This is a genomic window from Chitinibacter sp. FCG-7 (assembly GCF_040047665.1).
GTDB classification, from domain to species: Bacteria; Pseudomonadota; Gammaproteobacteria; order Burkholderiales; family Chitinibacteraceae; genus Chitinibacter; species Chitinibacter mangrovi.
Window position 1 is genome coordinate 3,181,501 of record NZ_CP157355.1, and the last position, 23,658, is coordinate 3,205,158.

The window sequence follows — 23,658 nt, forward strand, 5'->3', positions numbered from 1 at the left end:
AATTGCAGTCTCTAGCTGGAGGCAGGATGAAAATGTCGCTATCATGGTTTCAGCGTTGCGCTGGCCCGAGTGGGCGCGGTGGCAATAGAACCGGATTGGCGGAGTGGGCAGAATGGGTGAAGATTTGACGGTGGCGCTTAAGCGCGAGCTGCTTGAAATTGACGTCATGTTTGATGAATTGCAGCGTGCTGTGGGCATGGATATGCGCGATGAATTGCTCGCCCTGTTTTTTCCCACGATGCATGAGTGTTTGGCGGGGCTGCGCCTAGCGATTCCGGCTGACGACTGGGCAGCTATGCTCGCTTTTGCGCACAAACTCAAAGGCGCGTCCGGCCAGCTGGGTGCGGCGCAAATTTCGGCTTTTAGCCGAACGATCGAGCAAGCAGCCAGAGCGCAGGTGCAAAACGAGGCCGCACAAGCTTTTGCCGAGCTCGACGCGCTGTGTCTGGCGCTGGAGCAGCATCTGGCGCAGATGCCTGGCTGAGCAAGTCGCCGAGCTGGAGTCCCCTGATGACCTTGCCCGAATTTACCTGGCTTTATCTGATTGGTACGGCCTCATTTACGATCTCGGGCTACCTGATCGGCGCCAAAAAGCGTTTTGACGTGCTCGGCGTCGTTATTCTGGCGCTGCTCACCGCGATAGGCGGCGGCATGATCCGCGATGTGCTGGTGATGCAGATTCCGCGTGTGTTTATCGATAATGGCCCATTTCTGACCATTTTTACCACGCTGGCGCTGGCCTGGCTGATCAAGCTGCACCAGCGCAATCAGGGCATGTTGCGCAAATTATTCATTGTGGCTGACTCGATTGGGCTGGTGGCTTTCAGCATTGCCGGTGCGCAAATGGCGATGCTGATGGATCTAAACCTGTTTGGCGTGTGCGTACTAGCCTTTGTCACGGCGGTGGGCGGCGGTCTGGTGCGCGATATGATGGTGAACGACGTGCCGTTTATTTTGCATGAAGACTTTTATGGCACGGTGGCGATTGTGGTGGCGATGCTGTTTTATTTTGCCCGCCAGCTGGGGCTCAATTCTGCTTTGTGGGTGTGGGTATTGTTTGGGATTGGATTGACCCTGCGGCTGGTTGCGCACTGGCGCGACCTGAGCTTGCCCAAGGTCGAGAATGATCAAGTTGCGACAGATAGGGAATGACCATGCTGCCCGATAACCCTGCCGAGCTGATTCCGTGGCTGCAGCAGCGCCTGACGGGGCGCGATTATCCTGCGGCGGCTGACTTTGCTGCTAGTGCCAGGCGGCAGGCGTCGGTGCTGATTGGCTTGGTGATGCACGCCGATCAGGTCAATGTATTGTTTACCCAAAGAGCTGATCATCTCAGCACGCACGCTGGGCAGGTCAGCTTTCCTGGTGGCGCGATTGAGGCTGACGACGCTGATGTTATCGCCGCTGCTTTGCGTGAAACGCAGGAAGAAGTAGGTATTCCGCCAGACTGGATCAAGCCTTTGCAGCGTCTGGGCGAATACCACACCATCAGCGGTTACTGCGTTACCCCAGTGCTGGCCACTATCCGGCCGGGCTATCCGCTTGATCCTGATGCCAACGAAGTGGCCGATGTGTTCGAGTTGCCGCTCTCGGTGGTGCTTGATCCCTCGCGTTACGAGCGCCGCTGGGTCGAGCGGCACGGCGTGCGTGGTAAGACACATTTTCTGGATTATGCGGGCCGTACCATCTGGGGCGCTACTGCGGGTATGTTGCTGCAGCTGTCTTTGGTGCTGGGCTTGGAAGGTATACCCGTTGATAAAACCTGATTTCTAATCGGGTTGGCGCAATGGCACCTGCTGCCCGATTGACCATATTCCAACTCAATGCCATTGGCGCTATGCGAGGTGTTTTGCCGCTCGCTAATGACCGTTAGTCATTTGATTGTCAATGTTTCTGCGATTTATTCATGGCCTTGCTTGACTGAAACTCTGAATTGTCACTTAGGCGTGATACAATCCGCGACTTTCGCAAATAGCCCACAGTCCAAACATGACCCGTGCACTTCGTAACGTCGCCATTATCGCCCACGTCGATCATGGTAAAACCACTCTAGTTGACCAACTTCTCCAACAAGCCGGTACTTTCCGCGCCAATCAGCAAGTCGCTGAGCGCGTTATGGACAGCAACGATCTTGAAAAAGAACGCGGCATTACCATTCTGGCCAAAAACACGGCCATCGAATACAACGGCACGCACATCAACATCGTTGACACTCCGGGTCACGCGGACTTCGGTGGTGAAGTTGAGCGCGTGTTGGGTATGGTTGACGGCGTATTGCTGCTGGTTGACGCGGTTGAAGGCCCGATGCCGCAAACGCGTTTCGTGACGAAAAAAGCACTGGCTTTGGGTCTGAAACCGATTGTGGTGATTAATAAGATCGACCGTCCGGGCGCGCGTCCTGACTGGGTTCACGATCAAGTATTCGATTTGTTCGACAAACTGGGCGCCACTGACGACCAGCTCGATTTCCAGATGATTTACGCTTCTGGCCTGAACGGTTTTGCCAAGCTGAATCTGGAAGAAGAATCGGACAATATGCGTCCATTGCTCGACTTGCTGGTGTCGGCTGTGCCAAGCCCACCGGGCGATGCTGATGCGCCGCTGCAATTGCAAATCTCTGCGCTGGACTACTCGACCTTTACCGGCCGTCTAGGCGTCGGTAAAGTGATTAACGGCCGTATCAAGCCAGGTCAGCAAGTGGTGGTAATGAATCACGACGAGCAAGTCTCTAGCGGTCGTATCAATCAGGTGCTGGGCTTTAAAGGTCTGGAGCGCATTCCGGTTGAGCAGGCTGAAGCAGGCGACATCATTATTATTTCCGGTCTGGACGAAATCGGTATCGGCGTAACGATCTGTGATAAAGACGCGCCAGTTGGCTTGCCAGTACTGGGTGTGGACGAGCCAACGCTGACGATGGACTTTATGGTGAATACCTCACCACTCGCAGGTACTGAAGGCAAGTTTGTGACTAGCCGCCAGATCCGTGACCGTCTGAATAAAGAATTGCTGGTGAACGTGGCTTTGCGTGTTGAAGACACCGACGACACCGACGTGTTCCGCGTTTCAGGTCGTGGCGAATTGCACCTGACGATTCTGCTGGAAAACATGCGTCGTGAAGGTTTTGAGATGGCCGTGGCTAAACCACGCGTTGTTTACAAAGACATCAACGGCGTGAAATGCGAGCCGTATGAAAACCTGACCATCGACTTGGAAGACGAACACCAAGGTGGCGTGATGGAAGAAATCGGTCGTCGCCGTGGCGAATTGACCAATATGGTGTCAGATGGCCAAGGCCGTACTCGTCTGGAATACCATGTTCCAGCGCGTGGCCTGATCGGTTTCCAAGGCGACTTTATGACGCTGACTCGCGGTACTGGCTTGATGAGCCACGTATTTGACGATTACGCGCCAGCAAAAGCCGACATGCCAGGCCGTCACAACGGCGTACTGATTTCTCAGGATAACGGCGAAGCTGTTGCTTACGCACTGTGGAAACTGGACGATCGTGGTCGTATGTTTGTGAGCCCAGGCGACAAACTGTACGAAGGTATGGTGATCGGTATTCATAGCCGTGATAACGACCTGGTTGTTAACCCGATTAAAGGTAAGCAGCTGACTAACGTTCGTGCCTCAGGTACGGATGAAGCGGTTCGTTTGACGCCACCAGTAAAATTGACGCTGGAATCGGCGGTTGAATTTATTGCTGATGATGAGCTGGTAGAAATCACGCCAAAATCAGTGCGTATCCGCAAGCGTTTCCTGACTGAGAACGAGCGTAAACGTAATTACAAAGCTTCATCGAACTAAGATGTACCATTCGCCAGCGCATTGCTGGCGAAGTATCAGCGATGAAAAAAAGCCAATCACTGCGGTGATTGGCTTTTTTATTGCCTGCTATTTTTGCCATTCTTTTTTAGGGGGTATAAACAAAGGGGGTATGCTGCACAATGAGTGTGAAGCAATACCCCCTTGGCATGTATTAGTGCAGGGTTTATTTCGAGTTTATTTCAGCTGCAGCAACAAATCATTCAGGATTTTCTTTTGCACATCCGGATTGATTGCGCCTTCCTTGCTCGATAGCGCCAGCAGCGTTTTGCCGCCTTGCTCGGTCAGCTTGACTTCAAAAGTCTGGCCCAGCGATTTGCTAGCCGCATCGCTGGCATCCGATTTTTTCCAGAAGGCCAGTGCGCTGAAATAGCTGGTTTCGCTTTCTTTATCAATATCGCTGGCGGCACGTTGTACGGTGTAAACCCCGGTGCTGCGGTTGCGATCCTGAATATTGTAACCAATCCGGTCAAATGCCAGACCAACGCGACGCCATGCGCGATCGTAGCCATCCAGAATCTCGATTTGCTGGCTGGCCAGCAGATTGGCGCGCGCAGGCAGGTTTTCGACAGGCTTAATGGCTTGTTGGCTAGCTTCTTTGCTGACGCCAAAGGATTGCAGCATCAAACCCATGATTTCTGCTTCCAGTTCAGGTTTTGGTGCGCTTGGTGTCCAGACTGTGCCATTCCATTGCTGGGTAGTTGCTTGACCTTCTTTGTAAACTTCAGTCATGCCACGGTGAGTGATATAGATATTGACCGCATTGGGTTTGCTGCTGCGTTCAATCCTAGCCCGGTATTTGTCCAGTGTGTCGGTTGATACAAATTGATCTGCAATCTTGCGGAATAATTTGGTGATTGCATCGGTGGGTAAATCTGCCCGATTTTGCAGCCAGTCGGTTTCCATGATGCCGATGGTCGGATTTTCGGTGGTCAGAATAAAACCATTTGATAGCCAGAAATCTTTCACATTATCCCAAGCCTGATCTGGTGTAACATCCGCTTCAATAAAGCGGATACCATCCTGCGTTACAATCCGAGCATTGGTGTACTGAGGTAGAACGGTATTGCCCGCTTGCTTGCGCAATGATTGCATTTCTTCTGCTGCTTTGGCCGTATTGGGCGAATTGTAAGCAGATGTGCCACTGATTGCGGTTAGGTCCGGCGGCACTTCAAGTGTATTGGTATTGATGTTGTCGCTACCGCTGCGGTAATCCACCTTGCTGGTCAAGCCCAGTGAGCCATCGGTTGAGCATGCGGAACACAGAGTAATTACTGCAGCTGCAAGGGTTAACTGCTTCAATTTGGTTGCGTGCATTCGGTTGATTCCAAAAAAGCTGAACTGATTAATGAATACCGGCGTCTTTCATGGCCGCTTGCAAAATACTTTGTGCCTGATCGCTCAGGCGGGTTAGGGGGAGGCGGATTCCGGCCGGGATTTTTCCCATGGTTTCCAGTGCCCATTTCACCGGGATTGGGTTGGCTTCGATAAACAGGTGGCGGTGCAGGCCTTGCAATTGATCGTTAATCTGTTTGGCGGCATCGATTTGGCCTGCTGCTGCAGCGGCGCACATCTGACTCATGGCCTTGGGTGCAATATTGGCGGTGACCGAAATGGTGCCGTGACCGCCAATCAGGATGAAGGGCAGGGTTGAGGCGTCGTCACCGCTGTAAATAGCAAAGTCGGCCGGAGCCTTTTTAATGAGCTCGGCTGCGCGCTCCAGATTACCGGTGGCGTCTTTGATGCCAACAATATTGGGCAGTTGCGCCAGTTGCAAGGCGGTGTCATTGCTCAGATCACACGCTGTACGGCCAGGCACATTGTAGAGCAGCGTAGGCAGAGCGGTGTTTTCAGCGATTGTTTTGAAATGCTGGTAAAGGCCATTCTGCGTAGGTTTGTTGTAATAGGGTACAACGCTCAGACCGTAATTGGCGCCGACTGCCAGCGCCTGATTGGACAGGTGAATCGCTTCACGCGTTGAATTGGCCCCCGTACCTGCAATCACGGGTACACGCCCTGCTGCTTGCTCGACGACGGTGCGAACGATCGCAATATGTTCTTCCACATCTACCGTGGGCGATTCGCCCGTTGTGCCAACAGCGACAATGCCATTGGTGCCTTGCTCAATATGCCAATCAACCAGTTTGCGTAAAGTGGGAAAATCAATTTCGCCGTTCACATCCATAGGGGTGACGAGCGCGACAAGGCTACCTGTGAGCATGAGTAGGAGAACCAATCACAAAAAGAAACCATTCTAACCGAAGCCATAGCGGCTTGAAACAGCATAAAAGAACACTTTTTGTCTTTTCATGCTAGGTAGTGGCCGATTTGTGCTGCGGCCTTGGCTTGAATGTAAAGAAATGTTGCAAATTATTAAGAAGCTGGACGCTGCATTGTAATTATTGAGCGATCTCAAGATCATGTCAGAGCTGGGTATGCCATCCTTGCCATAAGTCCATATTCATGAGGTTTGTTGGGTTCAGGTTTGCCTCTTGCAAACCATAGCGCTAACAGAGCTGATGAATCTGCTTGTTGTGTTCAAGGTGATCTGTTTTCTGTCCCGCACATGTCGGTAGTTAAACATTGCCTAATATTGTGTTGACAGTTAATAATCGCCATACCAGTTAGAGTTCCTAGGCTATGGCTTGGGGATTCAGGGGTTGGAGTTGTAATAAAATGTCAGTCTGGGGTCTGTTGACGTTTGGTTTGCGACGGCAAACCAAACGTCAACAGACCTTAGCTGATTTATAAAAATCTTAGCGTCATTTAAAGGTGAACAAGATGAATATTCTGGGTTATCTACAAAAAATCGGCCGCTCGCTGATGGTGCCAGTCGCCGTCTTGCCTGCTGCGGCAATTATGCTGGGCGTTGGCTACTGGCTCGATCCTGCGGGCTGGGGGTCTAATAGCCAATTGGCTGCGTTCCTGGTTAAGGCAGGTGCGGCAATTATCGACAAGATGCCTATCCTGTTTGCCGTGGGTGTTGCCTATGGTATGTCCAAAGATAAAGACGGTGCGGCAGCTTTGGCAGGTTTGGTTGGTTACCTGGTTGTCACGACATTGCTCTCTCCTGGTGCTGTTGCGCAAATCGAAGGCATCAAGCCTGAAGACGTGCCAAAAGCATTTGGCAAAATTGAAAATGCCTTTGTAGGTATCTTGGCCGGTGTGATTGCGGGCGAGGTCTACAACAAGTTCAGCCAGGTTGAATTGCACAAAGCCTTGGCGTTCTTCAGTGGCCGTCGTTGTGTGCCTATTGTGACCTCGGTCGTGATGATCGTTGTTTCCTTCATTCTGATGGCGGTTTGGCCAGTGATTTACAATGCACTGGTTAACTTTGGTATGGCCATTAAAGATCTGGGCTCGGTGGGTGCTGGTATCTATGCCTTCTTCAATCGTTTGCTGATTCCGGTTGGCCTGCATCACGCGCTGAACTCGGTATTCTGGTTCGACGTTGCTGGCATTAACGACATCCCTAACTTCTTGGGTGGTGCTAAATCACTGGCGGAAGGCAAGGCTGTTGCCGGTGTAACCGGTATGTACCAAGCAGGCTTCTTCCCTGTTATGATGTTCGGCTTGCCTGGTGCTGCGCTGGCTATCTATCACACTGCAAAACCAGCTAACAAAGCAGCGGTTGCCTCTATCATGGGCGCGGCTGCAGTGACTTCTTTTGTCACTGGTGTAACTGAACCGCTTGAGTTCTCCTTTATGTTTGTTGCACCACTGTTGTATGTGTTGCATGCATTCCTGACTGGTGTGTCGGTATTCCTGGCAGCCCAAATGCAGTGGATTTCAGGCTTTGCCTTCTCGGGCGGCTTTATCGACATGTTCTTGTCATCGCAAAATCCGCTGGCAGTTAAGTGGTACATGCTGATCGTTCAAGGTCTGGTGTTCTTTGCGATTTACTACTTTGTATTCCGTGCAGCAATTACAGCTTTGAACCTGAAAACACCGGGTCGTGAAGATGAAGTGGCGGGTGACGCTGCTGCAGCCGCGCCTGCGGTATCTGCTGCGGCTGGTGATGTGGCGCAATTGGGCGCTGCTTACGTGAACGTAGTGGGTGGTGCTGCAAACATTACCAATATCGATGCGTGTATTACCCGTCTGCGCTTGTCAGTGAATGATGCTGATCTGGTTGACGAAGCAGCTGCAAAACGCCTTGGTGCGAGCGGTGTCATCAAGCTCAATAAACAAAGCGTACAAATCATCGTTGGACCTAAAGCCGAGCTGATCGCTGATCAGTTGCGCGCCAACGTTGGGGTTGCTGCAAAAAAGTAGTTGAGGCTGCGCCGCAAGTGAGTGCGGCGCCTAAGGCCTCTGTTTCAGTCGCCTCTGCTGCGGATGAATTGGTACTGCTCTCGCCAATCACCGGTGAAATTGTCGCGCTGGAAAATGTGCCAGACGCTGCATTTGCCAGCAAAGCAGTGGGTGATGGCGTCGCCATCTTGCCAACCGGCAAAACGGTGCTTGCGCCATGCGATGGGCAATTGGTGAAGATTTTCAACACCAACCATGCTTTTGCCTTGGTGAATGATGCAGGCGTCGAGCTGATTGTGCATATCGGTATTGAAACGGTGAAACTGGGTGGTCAGGGCTTTACGCGTCTGGCCGAGCAGGGCAGCTTTGTCAAAGCTGGTCAGCCTGTGCTGGAATTGGATCTTGAATTTTTGGGTGCCAATGCCAAATCGGTGATTAGCCCGGTGGTGCTGAGCAATGCTGATGACTTTGCGCCTTTGCTGAATCTGGCTTCAGGTTCGGTGATTGCCGGTCAGACGCCGCTGTATACCATCAAAAAGAAATAAAGCGCCTTTCGTGCTAGTAAAAACGCCACCTTCGGGTGGCGTTTTTATTTGACGATAAACGCCACTCGCGTCGCGAGGTTCCCCTCAAGGAGGGGACGGAAGGGGTGGGAATAAAACAGACAGGCTACAGTTTCGAGCCTCGATTTCTCAGGCACGGCTTTGCCGTGACTTGGCAGTGCTGATATCCCACTTTGTCAGTAGCCTGAAACGCCACCTTCGGGTGGCGTTTTTTTATGGTGTTGTGGATGTGTTTAATACTGAGCCAGCAAGCGCGCCAGCTGCTCAGCCGGAGCCTGATTGCTTGCTGAAAAGGCACCAAAGAAGTTGCTGGTTTGCGGGTGGTGGGGGATAAATGCTTCGTCAGGATAGTCGGCCAGAAAACGGCGAGAAATGCTGGCCATGGTCTGGATCTGTAGTTGTTGCTGAGCCATTAGTGAGGCCAGCTGGGCAATCAGATCGGCCTGTGTGAGGGTGTGATCCAGTGCCTTGGCTTGCGTGTTTGCCTCTGATAGCAGTCTCCAGTCCAGAAATGGCGGCGCGCCTTGCGGAGTGAGCAGTGTATGCCAAAGCTGGTTGATGTATCCGCATGAGCCCAGCGGCCCAATATGGAGCCAGCCATTGTGGATGGGTGCCAGATGGTCGATCAGGCTGGCCGCCTCGGTCAGTTGTGCATTGTTGCCGCTGGCCAGCGTGATAAAGCCGTGGCTCGGGGCGATCGGGGAAGGGACGAGCAGCAAATCAAGCAGATTGGGATGGCTGGCTTGCAGGCGATGCACGTATTGATCATCAGGCGCCTGCACTAGCAAAACCTGCGCACCGCTGGCGATGCCCTGTAGCTGGCTGCTCAGAGGATGCAGGCTGTAGCTGTGCACAGGCGGATGAAAGCCAAGCCGCGCTGAGATTAGGGGTATAAGCTGGGAAGGGGCTACTAGATGAGTGTGCATCAATATACCCCTTTGGGTAAATTACTCGTCGTGGCAGGTATTGAGTAGTTTTTTCAAGCTGTCGATGTTCTCCAGCTCGATCAGGCGGTTTTGTACCTTGATAAAGCCCTGATCCTGGAATTTGGACAAGGTGCGGCTCACCGTTTCCAGCTTCAAGCCCAGATAGCTACCGATTTCTTCGCGAGTCATGCGCAAATGAAAGCTGCTGGACGAATAGCCTCGAATGGCAAAGCGTTGCGACAGATTAAGCAAAAATGCCGCCAGACGCTCTTCGGCTTTCATATTGCCCAGTAATAGCATCACGCCATGATCGCGAACGATTTCGCGGCTCATCACTTTATGGAAGTGGCGTTGCAGCAGCGGGATTTCGCGTGACAGTTCTTCAATATCATTAAATGGTAGCTCGCAGACTTCACTGTCTTCCAGCGCAATCGCGTCGCAAGTATGCACATCCGTGCTGATCGCATCCATGCCCATCAATTCGCCCGACATATGGAAGCCGGTCACTTGCTCGCGGCCATCTTCCGAAATCACGCTGGCTTTGAAAAAGCCCAAGCGGATAGCGTAGAGCGAACGGAATGGCTCACCTGCACGATACAGCGCCTCGCCGCGTTTGACCGGGCGGGCCTGTGTGATGATGCCATCCAGCTCCTGCATTTCCTCCGGCGACAGACCCAAAGGCAGACAGAGTTCACGCAAGCTGCAGTTGGTGCATGAATTGCGCAGATGGCGTGGTGACATGTCGCGAACTTGGATCGGGGAAATCATGGGACTCTCACAAGATGATAGTTAAAACAGGCAGGGTAAGTATTGTACCTCTCCGAAGAGGTAGATACCCCACTGTCAGTGCAAGGAACTTGATATGGATCAAGCTCAATCATTGTACTAGCTTTTAAGCTGCGCCAGCTAGCTTGAGTTTGCACCCGCTCCGGCGTGATTTTGTGGCAATCATTTCAGCGGCGCTCTGCTTGGTCAAGCCAGCATGAAGACAAAGTCGCTTGGCACAGTCTGTCACGTAAGGCCGCGGCAAAGCATCTCGGGATAGCCCGAAGCAATAAAAAAACAGCGCAACAATCAAGGCAGAATACACAATGGGCAAGGAATTAATACAGGGTCTCGGTGGGGTTGAATTCGATCGCGAGCTGATTGTTCGTTACGATGGCAAGGGCCCGCGTTATACCTCTTACCCCACGGCAGACCGCTTTACTGAAGTGGTCAGTAGCGAGCAGTACGCACAGATTTTGCAGCAGCGCCTGCCCGGCGCTTTGCTTAGCCCACTGTCTCTTTATTTTCACATCCCTTTCTGCAATACCATATGTTACTACTGTGGCTGTAACAAAATCATTACAAAAGACACGAGCAAGGCCGATGTCTATATCGACTACCTCAACCGCGAAATCGAGATGAATGCCGCCCAGCTGCCGCAGCGCTCCAGGGTTAGCCAGCTGCATTTTGGCGGCGGTACGCCAACTTTTTTGTCCGAAGTGCAACTTGCCCGGCTGATCGGGGTGGTCAGAACGCATTTTGATTTGCTGCCGGGCGGCGAGTATTCAATCGAAATCGACCCGCGCAAAGTGGGCGAATCGATGATCCGCACGCTGGCTGGCTTGGGTTTTAACCGCATGAGCGTCGGGATTCAGGATTTCAATCCTGCGGTGCAAGAGGCCGTGAACCGGATTCAGAGCGAGGAGGAAACCCGCTCGGTGATCGAGGCGGCGCGCATGCACGGCTTTAAATCGGTCAGTGTCGATCTGATTTATGGCTTGCCCAAGCAAACCGCTGCCACTGTGGCCGAGACGATAGAACGGGTGCTCAGCTTGCGCCCGGATCGTATTGCGCTCTACAACTATGCGCATCTGCCCGAGCGTTTTATGCCGCAACGCCGGATCAACGAGGCTGATTTGCCTGCGGCTGAAGTTAAACTCGATATTCTGCAAAATTCGATCAGCCAACTGCTGGACGCTGGCTATGTGCTGATCGGCATGGATCATTTTGCGCTGCCCAACGATGATCTGGCCGTCGCACAGCGCCGAGGGCGGCTGCAGCGCAATTTTCAGGGTTATTCAACGCACGCGGACTGTGATTTGCTTGCCTTTGGCGTGTCGTCCATTGGCAAGGTCGGTGCCAATTACCATCAGAACGTCAAAACGCTGGATGAGTATTACGCCAAGCTCGATGCGGGCGAGTTTCCGGTGGTGCGCGGCTTGCAGATGAATCGGGATGATGTGATTCGCCGCGCCGTGATTCAGGCGCTGATGTGCCAATTCGAGCTGTATTATCAGGCGATTGAAGTCAGCTATATGATCGACTTTTTTGATTATTTTGCCCAGGAGCTGACGCTGCTGCAGCCGTTGGTTGCTGATGGTTTGCTGACTATCGAGACCGATGGCCTGTTTGTCACCGCCAAGGGCCGGATGCTGATTCGTTCTATTGCGATGATTTTTGACCAGTATCTGCGGACAAAAACCACGCAGGCAAGGTATTCTCGGCTGATCTGATTTTCCTCTGGCGCGTCGCTGCGGTGGCGCGAATCTCTTCATGCTTGAAATCAATTTGCTGGCGCTGTTTCTGGCCGGTTTGCTCGGTGGCGGCCATTGCGCTGGTATGTGTGGCGGCATTGTCACCGCATTCAGTCTGCAGCTGCCCGCCGGAGCGCGTTGGCCGTATCTGCTGGGTTTTAATCTGGGCCGTTTGGCCGGTTATGCGCTGATTGGGGCTTTACTGGGCGCTCTGGCTAGCTTTGCCACGCTGGCAGCCTTGCAAAGCGTTAAAGTCGGGCTATTTTTTGCCGCCAATGTGCTGCTATTTATTCTGGGTTTGTATATTGCAGGCTGGAGCAAGGCGCTGACGCGGATTGAAGCACTGGGTCAGCCACTCTGGCGACGGATTCAGCCGCTGATGCGCAAGTTATTACCCATCAGGAGTATCTGGCAGACACCCTTGATTGGTTTGCTCTGGGGCTGGATACCCTGTGGTTTGGTTTACACGGCCAGCCTGTCAGCACTGGCCAGCGCCAATCCGATTAACGGGGCGGGCATCATGCTGGCCTTTGGTCTGGGCACTTTACCTAACCTCTTGCTGATGGGTTTGATGGCGCACAAGCTGCAAACTTTGCTGAAAAAAATCTGGTTTCGTCGATCTTGCGGCTTGCTGGTGATGGCCTTGGCAGCACATCAACTGGCGCTGCTTGTTGGGTATATGTCGGTGCATTAGATTGGAATTGGCTTGTGTGGCAATACCCAGGCCTGTATTGATTTAGAGCTTTTTCTGCATTAACAAAGCATTGCCATATTGCGCCAGCGCAGCGTCCTGTACCGCAGTGGCTGTAAAGCCCAGCTTGCGCCAGAATATGTCGGCTTGACCTACGGCCACCAGCATCGCAACTGGAAAACCCGCCGCTGTGCCCCAATCCAGCGCGTGCTGGGCCAGCGTGATGCCCAGCTGCAGGCCGCGTCCGGCCGGATCAATCGCCAGATCGTGCAAATAAAAACGATCCGCTTGCGCAGGCCAGGCCGCGTCACCGCGATTGAGCGCGGGCGGTGTATCGCCCGCCCACGGATGGGTAAACAGATAGCCCAGCGGCTGGCCATGCATTTCAATCAGCCAGTTGCAATGGGGTGCAAACTGCAATTTGGCGGCAAAGGTTACGGCATCTTCGAGCAAGTCGGCGGGATAGCAGGCCGACTGGATGTGCAGAATGTGCGGCAGATCGGTGGGGGCGATGTTGCGGATCAGCGGAGATGACACTTGACCAGGCTCTGTGTTTTGGATTGAATTCGCCCGATATTTTACTGCAAAGGTGAGCACATGAGCCTGGAAAACCCCTGCATGAGCTGTGGCGCGTGCTGCGCCGCATTTCGTGTCTCGTTTGATCGCTCCGAATTATCCAGCGAAGGTGGGCTGGTGCCTGATGGTCTGGCTGATATGGAAACGGCCTACACCGCACGCCTGCGTGGCACCGATTATGCCCAGCCGCGTTGTCTGGCGCTGGTGGGCACCATTGGCCAGCAGGTTTCGTGTGGTATTTATCGCGAACGCCCGTCGCCATGTCGCGAATTTGGCGCGCTGGCTGAAATCGGCGTCTTCAGTGAGGCCTGTAACCGCGCCCGAGCGCGTCATGGTTTGCCGCCGCTACAGATCGCTGGCGAGTGATTTTTTCAGCGCTCTTATAGGCCGCGTCGTTCGATCAGCGCCTGAGCCAACGTGCCCGGATCGACGTGTTCCAGCTCGCCGCCCACTGGCAGGCCGCGGGCAATGCGGCTGACTTTCAAGCCCCGTGCGCGCAGCATTTCGGCCAGATAATGCGCGGTGGCTTCGCCCTCGGTGGTGAAATTGGTCGCCAGTACGACTTCTTCGACAATCCCGTCGCTAGCACGTTGGAGGAGTTGATTGAGCGCGATGTCTTTCGGGCCAATGCCATCCAGCGGCGAGAGGCGCCCCATTAACACAAAATACAGTCCTTCAAAACTGCGCGTGTGTTCGATCGACATCAAATCGGTCGGCATTTCGACGACGCAGAGCAGGGCATGATTGCGCTGCTCATCCGAGCAAATATCGCAGACATCGGCTTCGGTAAAGGTATTGCAATGGCGGCAATGTTTCAGCGTACCCAGTGCCTCAACCAGCGATTGCGCCAAGCGGCCTGCGCCATCCTGATCGCGTTGCACCAGATGAAACGCCATTCGCGTCGCTGATTTGGGGCCAACGCCGGGCAAAACGCGCAGAGCTTCGATCAGATTATGTAGCGAACGTGGCGTGCTCATGGGGTATTGCCTTGGAGGATAATTCAGAATTGGTCTGCATGCTGATACTAGGTGGTGTATCTAATGCAGCTTTCCGAGTGGTGAGCCCACGCAGAGTGTAGGAGGACGGAGCACAGAAACCGGAGTGGACTGAAGTCCATGAGGATTTCGAGCACCGCCCGACTGCAGTATGCGTAGGGCTTTGCACGTACATTAGCAGTTCGCGCAGACCTCGGAATTAGAAGGGTAGCTTCATGCCAGGCGGCAACGGCAGGCCCGCTGTCAACGCACCCATTTTCTCTTGGCTCGTGCTTTCTGCTTTACGCAGCGCGTCGTTAAATGCCGCCGCGATCAGGTCTTCCAGCATGTCTTTGTCGTCCGACAACAGGCTATCGTCGATCGCGACGCGTTTGACCACATTGGCGCAGGTCATGGTGATTTTCACCATGCCAGCACCCGATTGGCCTTCGACTTCTACATTGGCCAGCTCGTCCTGGGCTTTTTTCATGTTTTCTTGCATTTGCTGAGCTTGCTTCATCAAGCCGCCCAAACCGCCTTTATTGAACATAGTGCTTCCTCTTTAAAGTAAATAAGTGGCCGCTTACAAGGGCTTGATCGACGCGGCGTCGATGCTGCCGCCCATATCGCGTACCAAGGTTTGAATGAATGGATCGTTCTGAATCGCCGCCACCGCCACTTCTTGTCGGGCGGCATTTTCGCGTACCAGCATAATCGCCGGCGTCTCGCCAGCAATTGTGCCGATATTGACGTTAACCGTGATGTCGCGCCCAAAGTATTCGGATAAGGCGCTGCGTAATTTGTCTTGATAATCACGTGTGGCGACTGCGCGATGCTCTTCGGCGACTTGCAAATCGAAGTGTATATCGCTGTAGCCCAGTAATTCTGCGTTCTGCGCCAGCATACCTGCAGCACCGAGTTTGAGCTGCACCACGAGGCCACGCCAGTCGCCATTAAATGGTTCCGCTGATTTGGGCTCGCTGTTCGTTGCGGGAGTTGGCGCAAATTCCGTCTGCGGTGCTGTCGGGGCGGGTTCAGAAACGTACTGTGCAGCCGGTTCAGCCAAGCTCTGATGCATCGCCTCGGCGGCTTCCGTGTGCCAAGGCGGTGGCTCTAAATCATCATTTGGGCGTGGAGCGGCTTGCGACGGATTTATTGGCGCTATAGTCGCGGCTACTCGAGTTGCTGGTGTTTCGATTGGTTTCACTGGCTCAATTACAGCAGGACTTTCCACGCGGATCTGCTCAGACTTTCCCGGCGGGTTGACCTCTGCGAGGGGAGTTGGAGTAGCGGGTGCTGCGTTGATTTGTTCAGCTTGCGCTGGTGCCGTCGTGCTCACTGTTTGTGCTGGCTTGGCCGGAGACACTGCTCCGGTAACTTGCACCGGAATCGCCGTAGTGACAGTTCGAATGATTTGCTCCGGCTTCGCAGGAGCAAAGGCCAGCATCCGCAGCAGCGTCATCGTAAAGCCAGCGTATTCATCGGGGGCTAAAGGCAAATCGCGGCGACCATGCAGCGCGATTTGGTAATACAGCTGAGTGTCTTCGGGGCTGAGCGCCTGCGCTGCGGCGACAATTTGGCCGCGCTGTGGCAGGTCATCAGCTAGCGCGTTTGGCACGGCTTGCGTCAGTGCAACTTGGTGCAAGACATTGGCCAGCTCATGCAGAGCCGCCTCATACGACAGGCCGCGCAAAGCAATTGCGTCGGTCGTTTGTAGCAGACGCGGGCCATCGTGCGCGGCGAGCGCGTCGAGTAAATCGAATAAATAGCTTTGATCGACCGCGCCGAGCATCGCGCGCACGCCTGCTTCTTCCACCTGACCTGCACCGTGCGCAATGGCTTGATCAAGGAGCGACAATGCATCGCGCATCGAACCATTGGCGGCGTGGCCAAGCAGATTGAGTGCCAGTGGCTCAAATTTGACTTGCTCGGCTTCCAGCACTTTATGCAAATGGCCAGTAACTTGCTGTGGCGTCATCTGGCGCAAGGAGAACTGCAGGCAACGGCTGAGTACCGTGATCGGTACTTTTTGCGGATCGGTCGTGGCGAGGATAAATTTAACGTGGCTAGGCGGCTCTTCCAAGGTTTTCAGCATCGCATTGAATGCTGATTTGGACAGCATGTGTACCTCGTCGATGATGTACACTTTGAACCGGCCAGCGGTGGGTGAATATTGCGCGTTGTCCAAGACTTCGCGGATATTGTCGATACCGGTATTGGATGCCGCGTCGATTTCAAGCAGGTCGACAAAGCGGCCCGCATCGATTTGCGTGCACGCCGAGCAAATGCCGCACGGCTCGGCTGTAATGCCGGTTTCGCAATTGAGCGCCTTGGCCATAATGCGCGCGATGGTGGTTTTACCCACGCCGCGAGTGCCAGTGAGCAGGTAGGCATGGTGAAGGCGTTCGCTGGCAAACGCATTTGCCAATGCTTTAATCACATGCTCTTGCCCAACGAGTTGGGCGAATGTTTTAGGGCGCCATTTGCGCGCGAGAACTTGATAGGCCATGGCGCGATTCTATCAGATTCGCAATTGCTCTGAGTTGAATTGCGCCCACATGGGTAGACAAATTTAGGTGATCAAAATGGATGAAAAACAGCAGCCCTGCGCGGCAATCCTCACTGAGGTGCAACACATTGATGATGCTGCACAGGTAGACCCGGAGCCGCAAGCACCGATTGAGCCACCGCTGGAGGCCTGCTGCACCAGCGGTTGCGTGCCGTGCATATTTGATGATTATGCCGAGCAGATGAACGAACACCGGGTGGCGCATATGGCGTGGAAAGCGCGCCAGGCCGCCAAGCAATAATTTCTGAGTCGGGGAAAGTGCACTTATGAAACTGTTACGCATTCAGTGGCCTGTGTTGGGTGGGCTGTTATTTTCCTGCGCGTTGGCGCAAGCGCAATTGCCCGCCAAAGTGGCGCAAAGCTTGCAGGCGGCAGGCATTCCGGCTGACGCGATCAGCGTTGCGATGATTCCATTGCACGAAACGCCGGCCGGGCAGCCCGCTGCCACAAAAAAAACCACTTCGCGCCAGTCTCAGGTTTACGATCATCTGGCCGATGTGCCGCGCAATCCGGCATCCACCATGAAATTAGTCACCACTTGGGCTGGTCTGCATCTGCTTGGCCCGGCCTGGCAATGGCAAACTGATCTGCTCAGCACGGCCAAGCCGAATAACGGTGTGCTCGCGACGGATTTGTACCTGCAGGGCAAGGGCGATCCCAAACTGACGCAGGAGCGAATGTGGCTCCTGGTCCGAGATCTCAAGGCCGCTGGTGTGGAAGATATTCAGGGCGATCTGGTGCTGGACGAGTCCTACTTCAAACGCAGTAATACCATTGCCGAGTATGACGATGATGGCGATACCGAGCGTGCCTTTATGGTCGAGCCGCACGCGCTGATGAGTAATTTTCGCACTCAGAAAATCACGATCGATTCCACGGGCGCACGCGTTAGCATTACCGCCGAGCCACCGCTGAATCCGGTGCGGGTGAGTAACCAGCTGGCGATTGCCAGCGAAGGGCAGTGCTCGGCCTGGGCGCGCCGTGTGCAGCAGCGGCCAGGGCAAAATGGCTCGGAATATCTGGTGCAGTACGTTGGCGAAATGCCGGCTGGCTGCAAAGTTGAGCGCTATGTACCAGTGCTCAATCCACGCACCTACACCGCAGCATTGTTCTGGTCGATCTGGTATCAGAATGGTGGCAAAGGCTCGGGACGCTCGGTGGATGGCATTACACCGGCTAACGCCATCAAGCTCGCCACGTCAAAATCGCCCGATATGGTGAGCAATATTCGCGACATCAATAAATACAGCAATAATCTGATGGCCCGCCAGCTCTATCTGACCCTGGGGGCGGAGCTGGGGCAATCTCAGCCGACCACGGATGACGCTGCCGCCACCGTGATTCGTAATGGCCTGCGCGAGGCCGGGTTTAGCTGGCCTGAGCTGGTGCTGGAAAACGGCTCCGGCTTGTCGCGCAAAGAGCAAATCAGCGCCCGTCATCTGGCGCAATTGCTCGCTAGTGCTTGGCGCAGCCCGTATGCCGCTGAATACATCAGCTCGCTGCCGCTCGTTGGCATTGATGGCACGATGAAAAAACGTCTGAGCACGCCTGCGCTGGCCGGGATGGCGCACATCAAAACCGGCTCGCTGCGTGATGTGCGCGCCTCGGCCGGCTATGTGAAAGATCGTCGTGGCAATCAATGGGCGCTGGTTGCCATCGTCAATCATCCGGAGGCGGCCAAAGCACTGCCAGCGCTGGATGCCTTAATGCAAGGCCTGATCGAAAATTGATGATTTATGGGGTATCGCTCTGTAGCGCTTTATTATATTGGTCTGCATGGCTATACCCTTGTTACTTATGGCGAGGAAGCGCCGCTGGCATGTTCCCGCTCGCCTCAGTGGCAATAGCGCGGTAAAATGTCGCGTTTTACCGCCAACCCACTGGATTACATACGGTATGGATAAGATTCTGATTCTTGATTTCGGCTCGCAAGTGACGCAGCTGATCGCCCGCCGCGTGCGTGAAGCGCATGTTTACTGTGAACTGCACTCGTTCGACGTGTCGCTCGACTTCATCAAAGAATTTAACCCCAAGGGCATTATCTTGTCCGGCGGCCCAAACTCGGTGTACGAGTCCGATTACCAAGCTGACCCAGCCTTGTTTGAGCTGGGCATCCCGGTGATGGGCATTTGCTACGGCATGCAATGGATGGCGCAAAGCTTGGGCGGCAAAGTTGAAGCTGGCAAAGTGCGCGAATTCGGCTTTGCCGAAATTGAAGTCAATAACAACAATCCACTCTTTAAAGGCCTGTCAGACCGTGTTCATGGCGACAAAGTATGCCTGGAAGTATGGATGAGCCACGGCGACAAAGTCACTGCAATGCCAGCTGGCTTTGAAGTGATTGCCAGCAATGCATCTTGCCCGATTGCAGCAATGGCCGATGTGCAGCGTAATTTCTACGCAGTGCAATACCATCCTGAGGTGACGCACACGATTAAAGGCCGCGAAATGATCAATCATTTCGTGCTCGATATTTGTGGCGCAACCCCAAGCTGGACCATGCCCAACTACATCGACCAAGCCGTGGCCACAATCCGCGAGCAAGTCGGTAGCGATGAAGTGATTTTGGGTTTGTCGGGTGGTGTGGATTCATCGGTGGCTGCGGCGCTGATTCACCGTGCGATTGGCGATCAACTCACTTGCGTATTTGTCGACAACGGCTTGCTGCGTCTGAATGAAGGCAAGCAAGTGATGGAAACCTTCGCCGAGCATTTGGGCGTGCGCGTGATTCACGTTGATGCGACTGAGCAGTTCATGGGCCACTTGGCTGGCGTCACTGATCCAGAAGCCAAACGCAAAATCATTGGCCGTGAATTCGTCGAAGTATTCCAAGCCGAATCAGCCAAATTGCCAAGCGCCAAATGGCTGGCGCAGGGCACGATTTATCCGGACGTGATCGAGTCGGCAGGTGCCAAAACCGGCAAAGCGCACGCGATCAAGAGCCACCACAATGTGGGCGGCTTGCCAGAAACGATGAAATTAAGCCTGCTCGAACCACTGCGCGAATTGTTCAAAGACGAAGTGCGCGAATTGGGCATCGCGCTCGGTTTAGCGCCAGAACTCGTTTATCGCCACCCATTCCCAGGCCCGGGTCTGGGCGTGCGTATCCTTGGCGAAGTGAAAAAAGAATACGCCGACTTGCTGCGCTTGGCCGATGCAATTTTCATCGAAGAGCTGCGCGCCGCGGGTTGGTACGCCAAAACCAGCCAAGCTTTTGTCGTCTTCCTGCCGGTTAAATCAGTCGGCGTCATGGGCGATGGCCGCACCTACGACTATGTAGTGGCACTGCGCGCCGTCGTCACCAGCGACTTTATGACCGCCAAATGGGCCGAACTGCCATACGACTTGCTCGGTAAAGTCTCCAACCGCATCATCAACGAAGTACGCGGCATCAACCGCGTGGTTTACGATGTGTCAGGCAAACCACCTGCGACGATTGAGTGGGAGTGATTTTACGTCTGGCAGCGATATGCAGCTGTTGGTGAAATAATACAAAAAAGCCCTGTTTTTACAGGGCTTTTTTTATTTTGTCTGGCAGTGGCTGGCAGCGGTAAGCTGTGTGAAGCAAAACTTTTCCATGGTATTCGTCATGGTATTGCACTAACCTCGTACCATGAGTACAGTAGTGATACCATCATTTTATTTTGTAGTGATGATGGTATTGGTTTGTGCTAAGTCATTGAAAATAATGTAAAAGAAGCACATTTTTTCGATGTTTTGAATGATGGTATCAAGACGAGGTTTTTTATGCTGACAGACACGAAGTTGCGCAGTTTGAAACCGGCTGAAAAAGCCTACAAAGTCAGTGATCGTGATGGCCTGTACGTGACTGTCTTGAAGACTGGCACCATTTCTTTTCGCTACAACTACCGAATTAACAATCGGCAAGAAACCTTAGTCTTGGGTTGCTATGGCGCAGATGGATTAACGCTTTCAGCCGCGCGCGACAAGCTGATAGAAGCCAAAAAGAATCTGAATATCGGCAAATCACCAGCCCGGCAAAAGGCGCGTGAGAAAAAAAAGGCAAGCGACGCCGAGAGTTTTGGTCAATGGGCCGAGTTATGGCTTAAAAACTACCAGATGGCTGATTCGACTCGGGATATGCGTAAGTCTATCTTTGAGCGTGATTTGAAGGCCGTTTTTGGCAAGTTGAAGTTGGATGAAATTTCGCATGAGGACCTGCGCGGCTTGTGTGATGGTATCGTTGCTCGCGGTGCACCCGCATCAGCGGTGCATGTTCGTGAAATCGTCAGTATGGTTTATCGCTATGCGATTGAACGTGGACACCGCTACGAAAATCCTGCAGACCTCGTTCGGCCCGTCTCTATCGCTCGTTTCGAGGCGCGTGATCGGTCGCTTAGTGAAGAAGAAATTGGGCTTTTGTATCAGTATTTGGATCGAGTCTCGACCGCACCAACGATTCGGCTGGCCGTGAAATTAATATTGCTTACTATGGTGCGCAAATCAGAACTTACGGATGCTGTTTGGGATGAAATAGATTTTTCAAATGCAACATGGACAATTCCTGCTGTCCGTATGAAACGCAGAAAACCTCACGTTGTTTATCTATCAAATCAAGCATTGGAAATTTTTATTGCTCTCAAAACCTGTGCGGGCGGCTCTCGTTATGTACTTCCATCTCGGTACGATCCCGATTTGCAAATGTCCAAGGCAACGCTTAATCAGGTGACTACTTTGGCTTATCGTGCTGCACAAAAAGATGGAAAGCCGTTGGAAAAATTCACAGTTCATGATTTAAGAAGAACCGCTTCAACGATGCTACATGAGGCGGGGTTCAATACCGATTGGATTGAAAAATGCCTGGCTCATGAACAGCGTGGTGTGAGGGCGGTTTATAACAAAGCAGAATATGGCACTCAAAGACGCGAAATGTTGCAAAAATGGGCGGATATGATTGATGCTTGGACTAGGTAAAGATTTTATCGCGGCTCTGTGAATGGATTTTATTGTTAACTGTTGTTTTTGCATGGGCTGCAATTATAAAGCCATACAGCCCCCATTCGCTTTCGATGCTAAAGCATGTTAGGGATAGTTTTTTTAAGGTTTTAATGAATTCATTTTTATTGTTGTAACTAAATAGCATATTGGTCGGGGAGATGTTCCCATTGATAATTTCTTGTGGTTTCAAGTAATCAATAAATTGATCGTAGAATTTATCTGGGCTTGTTCTTATTATGCTGGTTAATAGATTTTGATGTGGATTGATGTCCATCAGGTGAATGCCATGGATGTCTTTGAATTCAATTATCGAGATGAATTTTTCATTCTGTGGCGTTGTTGTTTCTATTTTGAGTCTTGCATATTTTTCTGCTGTTTCGAAAAAGAAAGAAGAAAGTCTATTTTCATTTTTTGAATCAAGCATCTTTATTGCTCATATTGGTGTGTTTTTTCGAGTTGACCCAGTCATTAATTTCATTCAAATCCCATGCAACTCTGCGGGATGTAATAAAAAATCGCCGAGGAAATTGCCCTTGTTTTTCAAGCTCAAAAATTGTTCTGGCCGAGAGTGGTCTTAGCCTAAGTAACTGTTTTTTATCAATTAAAATTGGCTGTTTTTGTATCAGTTCGGCAATGTTGATGTTGCGCTGAGGGTCTGTTTGCGTGGCCATTTTTATCCCTTTTGACAAGATGATCACATCATCGTCGTTCGTTCAAAAAAAAGCATGTCAAAATTTCGGTGAATTTTTTTGCTGTGTGGTCAGCAGAGTTTTCATTGGGTTGACTGTTTTTTAATCAAGAGTCCGTGCCCTTTATTGTTGTTTTATATAGTTGTAAAGATTTAACTACTTGGTACTCGGTAGATTTGTTGATTTTTCTTATATAAATCATGTGGTTGTAGTCTATTTCTCGATCTTAAATCTGAGCGTTTATGCGTGAATAACTTTTTGTGATTTTAATTTTATATTTGAAATCAAACAGATAGTCTGTGTGTAATTTAATTCTTTCTTTTTTTGTAAAAATGCCAGATTTTGGCTTTTTATACACAGGATATTAACAGCTTATGCACAGGTTGCTCTTTTGTGGTTCTGGTGTGATTTTTTGATGTTGTTATCTTTTTGATAACCATGGACATCGGTTCACGATTCGCATAAACTGGCATCATTCACCTTTCAAAGAATGAAATGCACACGCCCGAACGCCTTCTTACCTTTTCCCAAACCCAGCGAGATCGCCTCGCTTTTATTGAGCTGCGACTGCAGTTCATGGGGGAGTTGCGTCGGCAGGATTTAGTGTCACGTTTCGGTATTCAGACGGCTGCCGCGTCTCGGGATTTCGCCCTGTATAAAGAGCTTGCGGCGAGCAACATTGACTACGACACCAAAGCCAAAGCCTATGTTTTGCTCGATAGTTTTGTGCCACTGTTTGAAAATTATCCTGAACGTGTGCTGGCGTGCCTCACTCAAGGTTTCGGCGATGGTGAGCCATCTGCGCTGAATGCTTGGATTCCTGCAGATTTCCCGGTGAATATTAGCCAGCCTCAGCTCGCCATACTGGCAGCAGTAACACGGGCAATTCATTCAAAGTCACCTCTTTCAATTGAATACCACTCCATATCCAGCGGGCGTAGTCGTCGTGAAATCGTGCCATTTGCGCTGATTGATAATGGCTTGCGCTGGCATGTTCGTGCTTTTGATCGCAAGAGTTCGGAGTTTCGTGATTTTGTGATTACACGCATTACCCGTGCGCAAGTGATGAAAGGTGCGCCAGTTGCTTCGCATGAACTCAATACGCAAGACATC

The 23,658-nt window shown here is 52.3% G+C and carries 23 protein-coding genes and 1 pseudogene; 14 read left to right on the forward strand and 10 right to left on the reverse strand.

Going from position 1 to position 23,658, the window contains the following annotated elements; translation table 11 throughout:
• Positions 1–112: 112 nt before the first annotated feature.
• From ABHF33_RS15015 to typA, 4 genes are all read left to right on the forward strand, one after another.
• Entirely contained in the window at positions 113–484 is a 372-nt protein-coding gene (locus ABHF33_RS15015; RefSeq protein WP_348944705.1) for an Hpt domain-containing protein, read from the forward strand.
• A 26-nt stretch (positions 485–510) separates the two neighbouring features.
• Positions 511–1,152 carry a trimeric intracellular cation channel family protein gene (locus tag ABHF33_RS15020; protein ID WP_348944706.1) on the forward strand — a complete coding sequence of 214 codons (642 nt, stop codon included), beginning with the start codon at positions 511–513 and terminating at the stop codon, positions 1,150–1,152.
• A 2-nt stretch (positions 1,153–1,154) separates the two neighbouring features.
• The gene (locus ABHF33_RS15025; protein WP_348944707.1) at positions 1,155–1,766 is read left to right on the forward strand and encodes a CoA pyrophosphatase; all 612 of its coding nucleotides are present in this window, start codon (positions 1,155–1,157) and stop codon (positions 1,764–1,766) included.
• Between the two features lie 223 nt (positions 1,767–1,989).
• Positions 1,990–3,807, forward strand: coding sequence for a translational GTPase TypA (gene typA / locus ABHF33_RS15030; protein WP_157669594.1), 1,818 nt, complete (start codon positions 1,990–1,992; stop codon positions 3,805–3,807).
• A gap of 195 nt (positions 3,808–4,002) precedes the next feature.
• Here typA and bamC read toward each other — a convergent pair whose 3' ends face one another.
• Positions 4,003–5,142, reverse strand: a complete 1,140-nt coding sequence (gene bamC, locus ABHF33_RS15035; protein ID WP_348944708.1) for an outer membrane protein assembly factor BamC — start codon at positions 5,140–5,142, stop codon at positions 4,003–4,005.
• Between the two features lie 28 nt (positions 5,143–5,170).
• Positions 5,171–6,046 (reverse strand): 4-hydroxy-tetrahydrodipicolinate synthase, encoded by an 876-nt coding sequence (gene dapA / locus ABHF33_RS15040; protein ID WP_348944709.1) that lies wholly within the window; start codon positions 6,044–6,046, stop codon positions 5,171–5,173.
• 560 nt (positions 6,047–6,606) lie between these two features.
• On the opposite strand from dapA, the gene nagE reads away from it, so the two are divergent.
• Together nagE and ABHF33_RS15050 are read left to right on the forward strand one after the other, a co-directional pair.
• Positions 6,607–8,100 carry an N-acetylglucosamine-specific PTS transporter subunit IIBC gene (nagE, locus tag ABHF33_RS15045; protein ID WP_348944710.1) on the forward strand — a complete coding sequence of 498 codons (1,494 nt, stop codon included), beginning with the start codon at positions 6,607–6,609 and terminating at the stop codon, positions 8,098–8,100.
• 17 nt (positions 8,101–8,117) lie between these two features.
• Entirely contained in the window at positions 8,118–8,624 is a 507-nt protein-coding gene (locus tag ABHF33_RS15050; protein WP_348944711.1) for a PTS sugar transporter subunit IIA, read from the forward strand.
• A 251-nt stretch (positions 8,625–8,875) separates the two neighbouring features.
• Here ABHF33_RS15050 and ABHF33_RS15055 read toward each other — a convergent pair whose 3' ends face one another.
• Both ABHF33_RS15055 and fnr read right to left on the reverse strand, forming a co-directional pair.
• Complete coding sequence (locus ABHF33_RS15055; RefSeq protein WP_348944712.1) at positions 8,876–9,568, reverse strand: hypothetical protein; 693 nt, start codon at positions 9,566–9,568, stop codon at positions 8,876–8,878.
• Between the two features lie 21 nt (positions 9,569–9,589).
• Positions 9,590–10,336, reverse strand: a complete 747-nt coding sequence (gene fnr, locus ABHF33_RS15060; protein WP_348944713.1) for a fumarate/nitrate reduction transcriptional regulator Fnr — start codon at positions 10,334–10,336, stop codon at positions 9,590–9,592.
• A gap of 323 nt (positions 10,337–10,659) precedes the next feature.
• Between fnr and hemN the strand changes: the two genes are divergently transcribed.
• Positions 10,660–12,066: an oxygen-independent coproporphyrinogen III oxidase gene (gene hemN / locus ABHF33_RS15065; protein ID WP_348944714.1), complete on the forward strand. Its 1,407-nt coding sequence runs from the start codon at positions 10,660–10,662 to the stop codon at positions 12,064–12,066.
• Between the two features lie 40 nt (positions 12,067–12,106).
• On the forward strand, positions 12,107–12,781 hold the full coding sequence (locus ABHF33_RS15070) for a sulfite exporter TauE/SafE family protein (protein ID WP_348944715.1): 675 nt from the start codon (positions 12,107–12,109) through the stop codon (positions 12,779–12,781).
• A gap of 42 nt (positions 12,782–12,823) precedes the next feature.
• Here the strand turns inward: ABHF33_RS15070 and ABHF33_RS15075 are convergent, their stop codons facing one another.
• Positions 12,824–13,315 (reverse strand): GNAT family N-acetyltransferase, encoded by a 492-nt coding sequence (locus ABHF33_RS15075; protein ID WP_348944716.1) that lies wholly within the window; start codon positions 13,313–13,315, stop codon positions 12,824–12,826.
• A gap of 60 nt (positions 13,316–13,375) precedes the next feature.
• Between ABHF33_RS15075 and ABHF33_RS15080 the strand changes: the two genes are divergently transcribed.
• Entirely contained in the window at positions 13,376–13,720 is a 345-nt protein-coding gene (locus ABHF33_RS15080) for a YkgJ family cysteine cluster protein (protein WP_348944717.1), read from the forward strand.
• Positions 13,721–13,734: 14 nt separating this feature from the next.
• On the opposite strand, the gene recR is transcribed toward ABHF33_RS15080, so the two are convergent.
• The 3 genes from recR to dnaX form a co-directional block, all read right to left on the reverse strand.
• Positions 13,735–14,331: a recombination mediator RecR gene (recR, locus tag ABHF33_RS15085; RefSeq protein WP_180306675.1), complete on the reverse strand. Its 597-nt coding sequence runs from the start codon at positions 14,329–14,331 to the stop codon at positions 13,735–13,737.
• A gap of 217 nt (positions 14,332–14,548) precedes the next feature.
• The gene (locus ABHF33_RS15090) at positions 14,549–14,878 is read right to left on the reverse strand and encodes a YbaB/EbfC family nucleoid-associated protein (protein ID WP_157669605.1); all 330 of its coding nucleotides are present in this window, start codon (positions 14,876–14,878) and stop codon (positions 14,549–14,551) included.
• Positions 14,879–14,911: 33 nt separating this feature from the next.
• Positions 14,912–16,837, reverse strand: a complete 1,926-nt coding sequence (gene dnaX, locus ABHF33_RS15095) for a DNA polymerase III subunit gamma/tau (RefSeq protein WP_348944718.1) — start codon at positions 16,835–16,837, stop codon at positions 14,912–14,914.
• 76 nt (positions 16,838–16,913) lie between these two features.
• Here dnaX and ABHF33_RS15100 point away from each other — a divergent pair, with 76 nt between their 5' ends.
• From ABHF33_RS15100 to ABHF33_RS15115, 4 genes are all read left to right on the forward strand, one after another.
• On the forward strand, positions 16,914–17,138 hold the full coding sequence (locus ABHF33_RS15100; protein WP_348944719.1) for an oxidoreductase-like domain-containing protein: 225 nt from the start codon (positions 16,914–16,916) through the stop codon (positions 17,136–17,138).
• A gap of 25 nt (positions 17,139–17,163) precedes the next feature.
• Positions 17,164–18,627, forward strand: coding sequence for a D-alanyl-D-alanine carboxypeptidase/D-alanyl-D-alanine endopeptidase (gene dacB, locus ABHF33_RS15105; protein ID WP_348944720.1), 1,464 nt, complete (start codon positions 17,164–17,166; stop codon positions 18,625–18,627).
• 166 nt (positions 18,628–18,793) lie between these two features.
• On the forward strand, positions 18,794–20,347 hold the full coding sequence (gene guaA / locus ABHF33_RS15110; protein ID WP_348944721.1) for a glutamine-hydrolyzing GMP synthase: 1,554 nt from the start codon (positions 18,794–18,796) through the stop codon (positions 20,345–20,347).
• A gap of 297 nt (positions 20,348–20,644) precedes the next feature.
• Positions 20,645–21,832 (forward strand): tyrosine-type recombinase/integrase, encoded by a 1,188-nt coding sequence (locus ABHF33_RS15115; protein ID WP_348944722.1) that lies wholly within the window; start codon positions 20,645–20,647, stop codon positions 21,830–21,832.
• Here the strand turns inward: ABHF33_RS15115 and ABHF33_RS15120 are convergent.
• Both ABHF33_RS15120 and ABHF33_RS15125 read right to left on the reverse strand, forming a co-directional pair.
• Positions 21,825–22,280, reverse strand: coding sequence for a hypothetical protein (locus ABHF33_RS15120; protein ID WP_348944723.1), 456 nt, complete (start codon positions 22,278–22,280; stop codon positions 21,825–21,827). The genes ABHF33_RS15115 and ABHF33_RS15120 overlap by 8 nt on opposite strands.
• Positions 22,273–22,527 (reverse strand): helix-turn-helix transcriptional regulator, encoded by a 255-nt coding sequence (locus tag ABHF33_RS15125; protein WP_348944724.1) that lies wholly within the window; start codon positions 22,525–22,527, stop codon positions 22,273–22,275. The genes ABHF33_RS15120 and ABHF33_RS15125 overlap by 8 nt, the downstream gene beginning before the upstream one ends.
• A gap of 594 nt (positions 22,528–23,121) precedes the next feature.
• On the opposite strand from ABHF33_RS15125, the pseudogene ABHF33_RS17045 reads away from it, so the two are divergent.
• A pseudogene (locus ABHF33_RS17045) lies at positions 23,122–23,556 on the forward strand (WYL domain-containing protein); the annotation flags it as partial.
• Positions 23,557–23,658 lie beyond the last annotated feature (102 nt).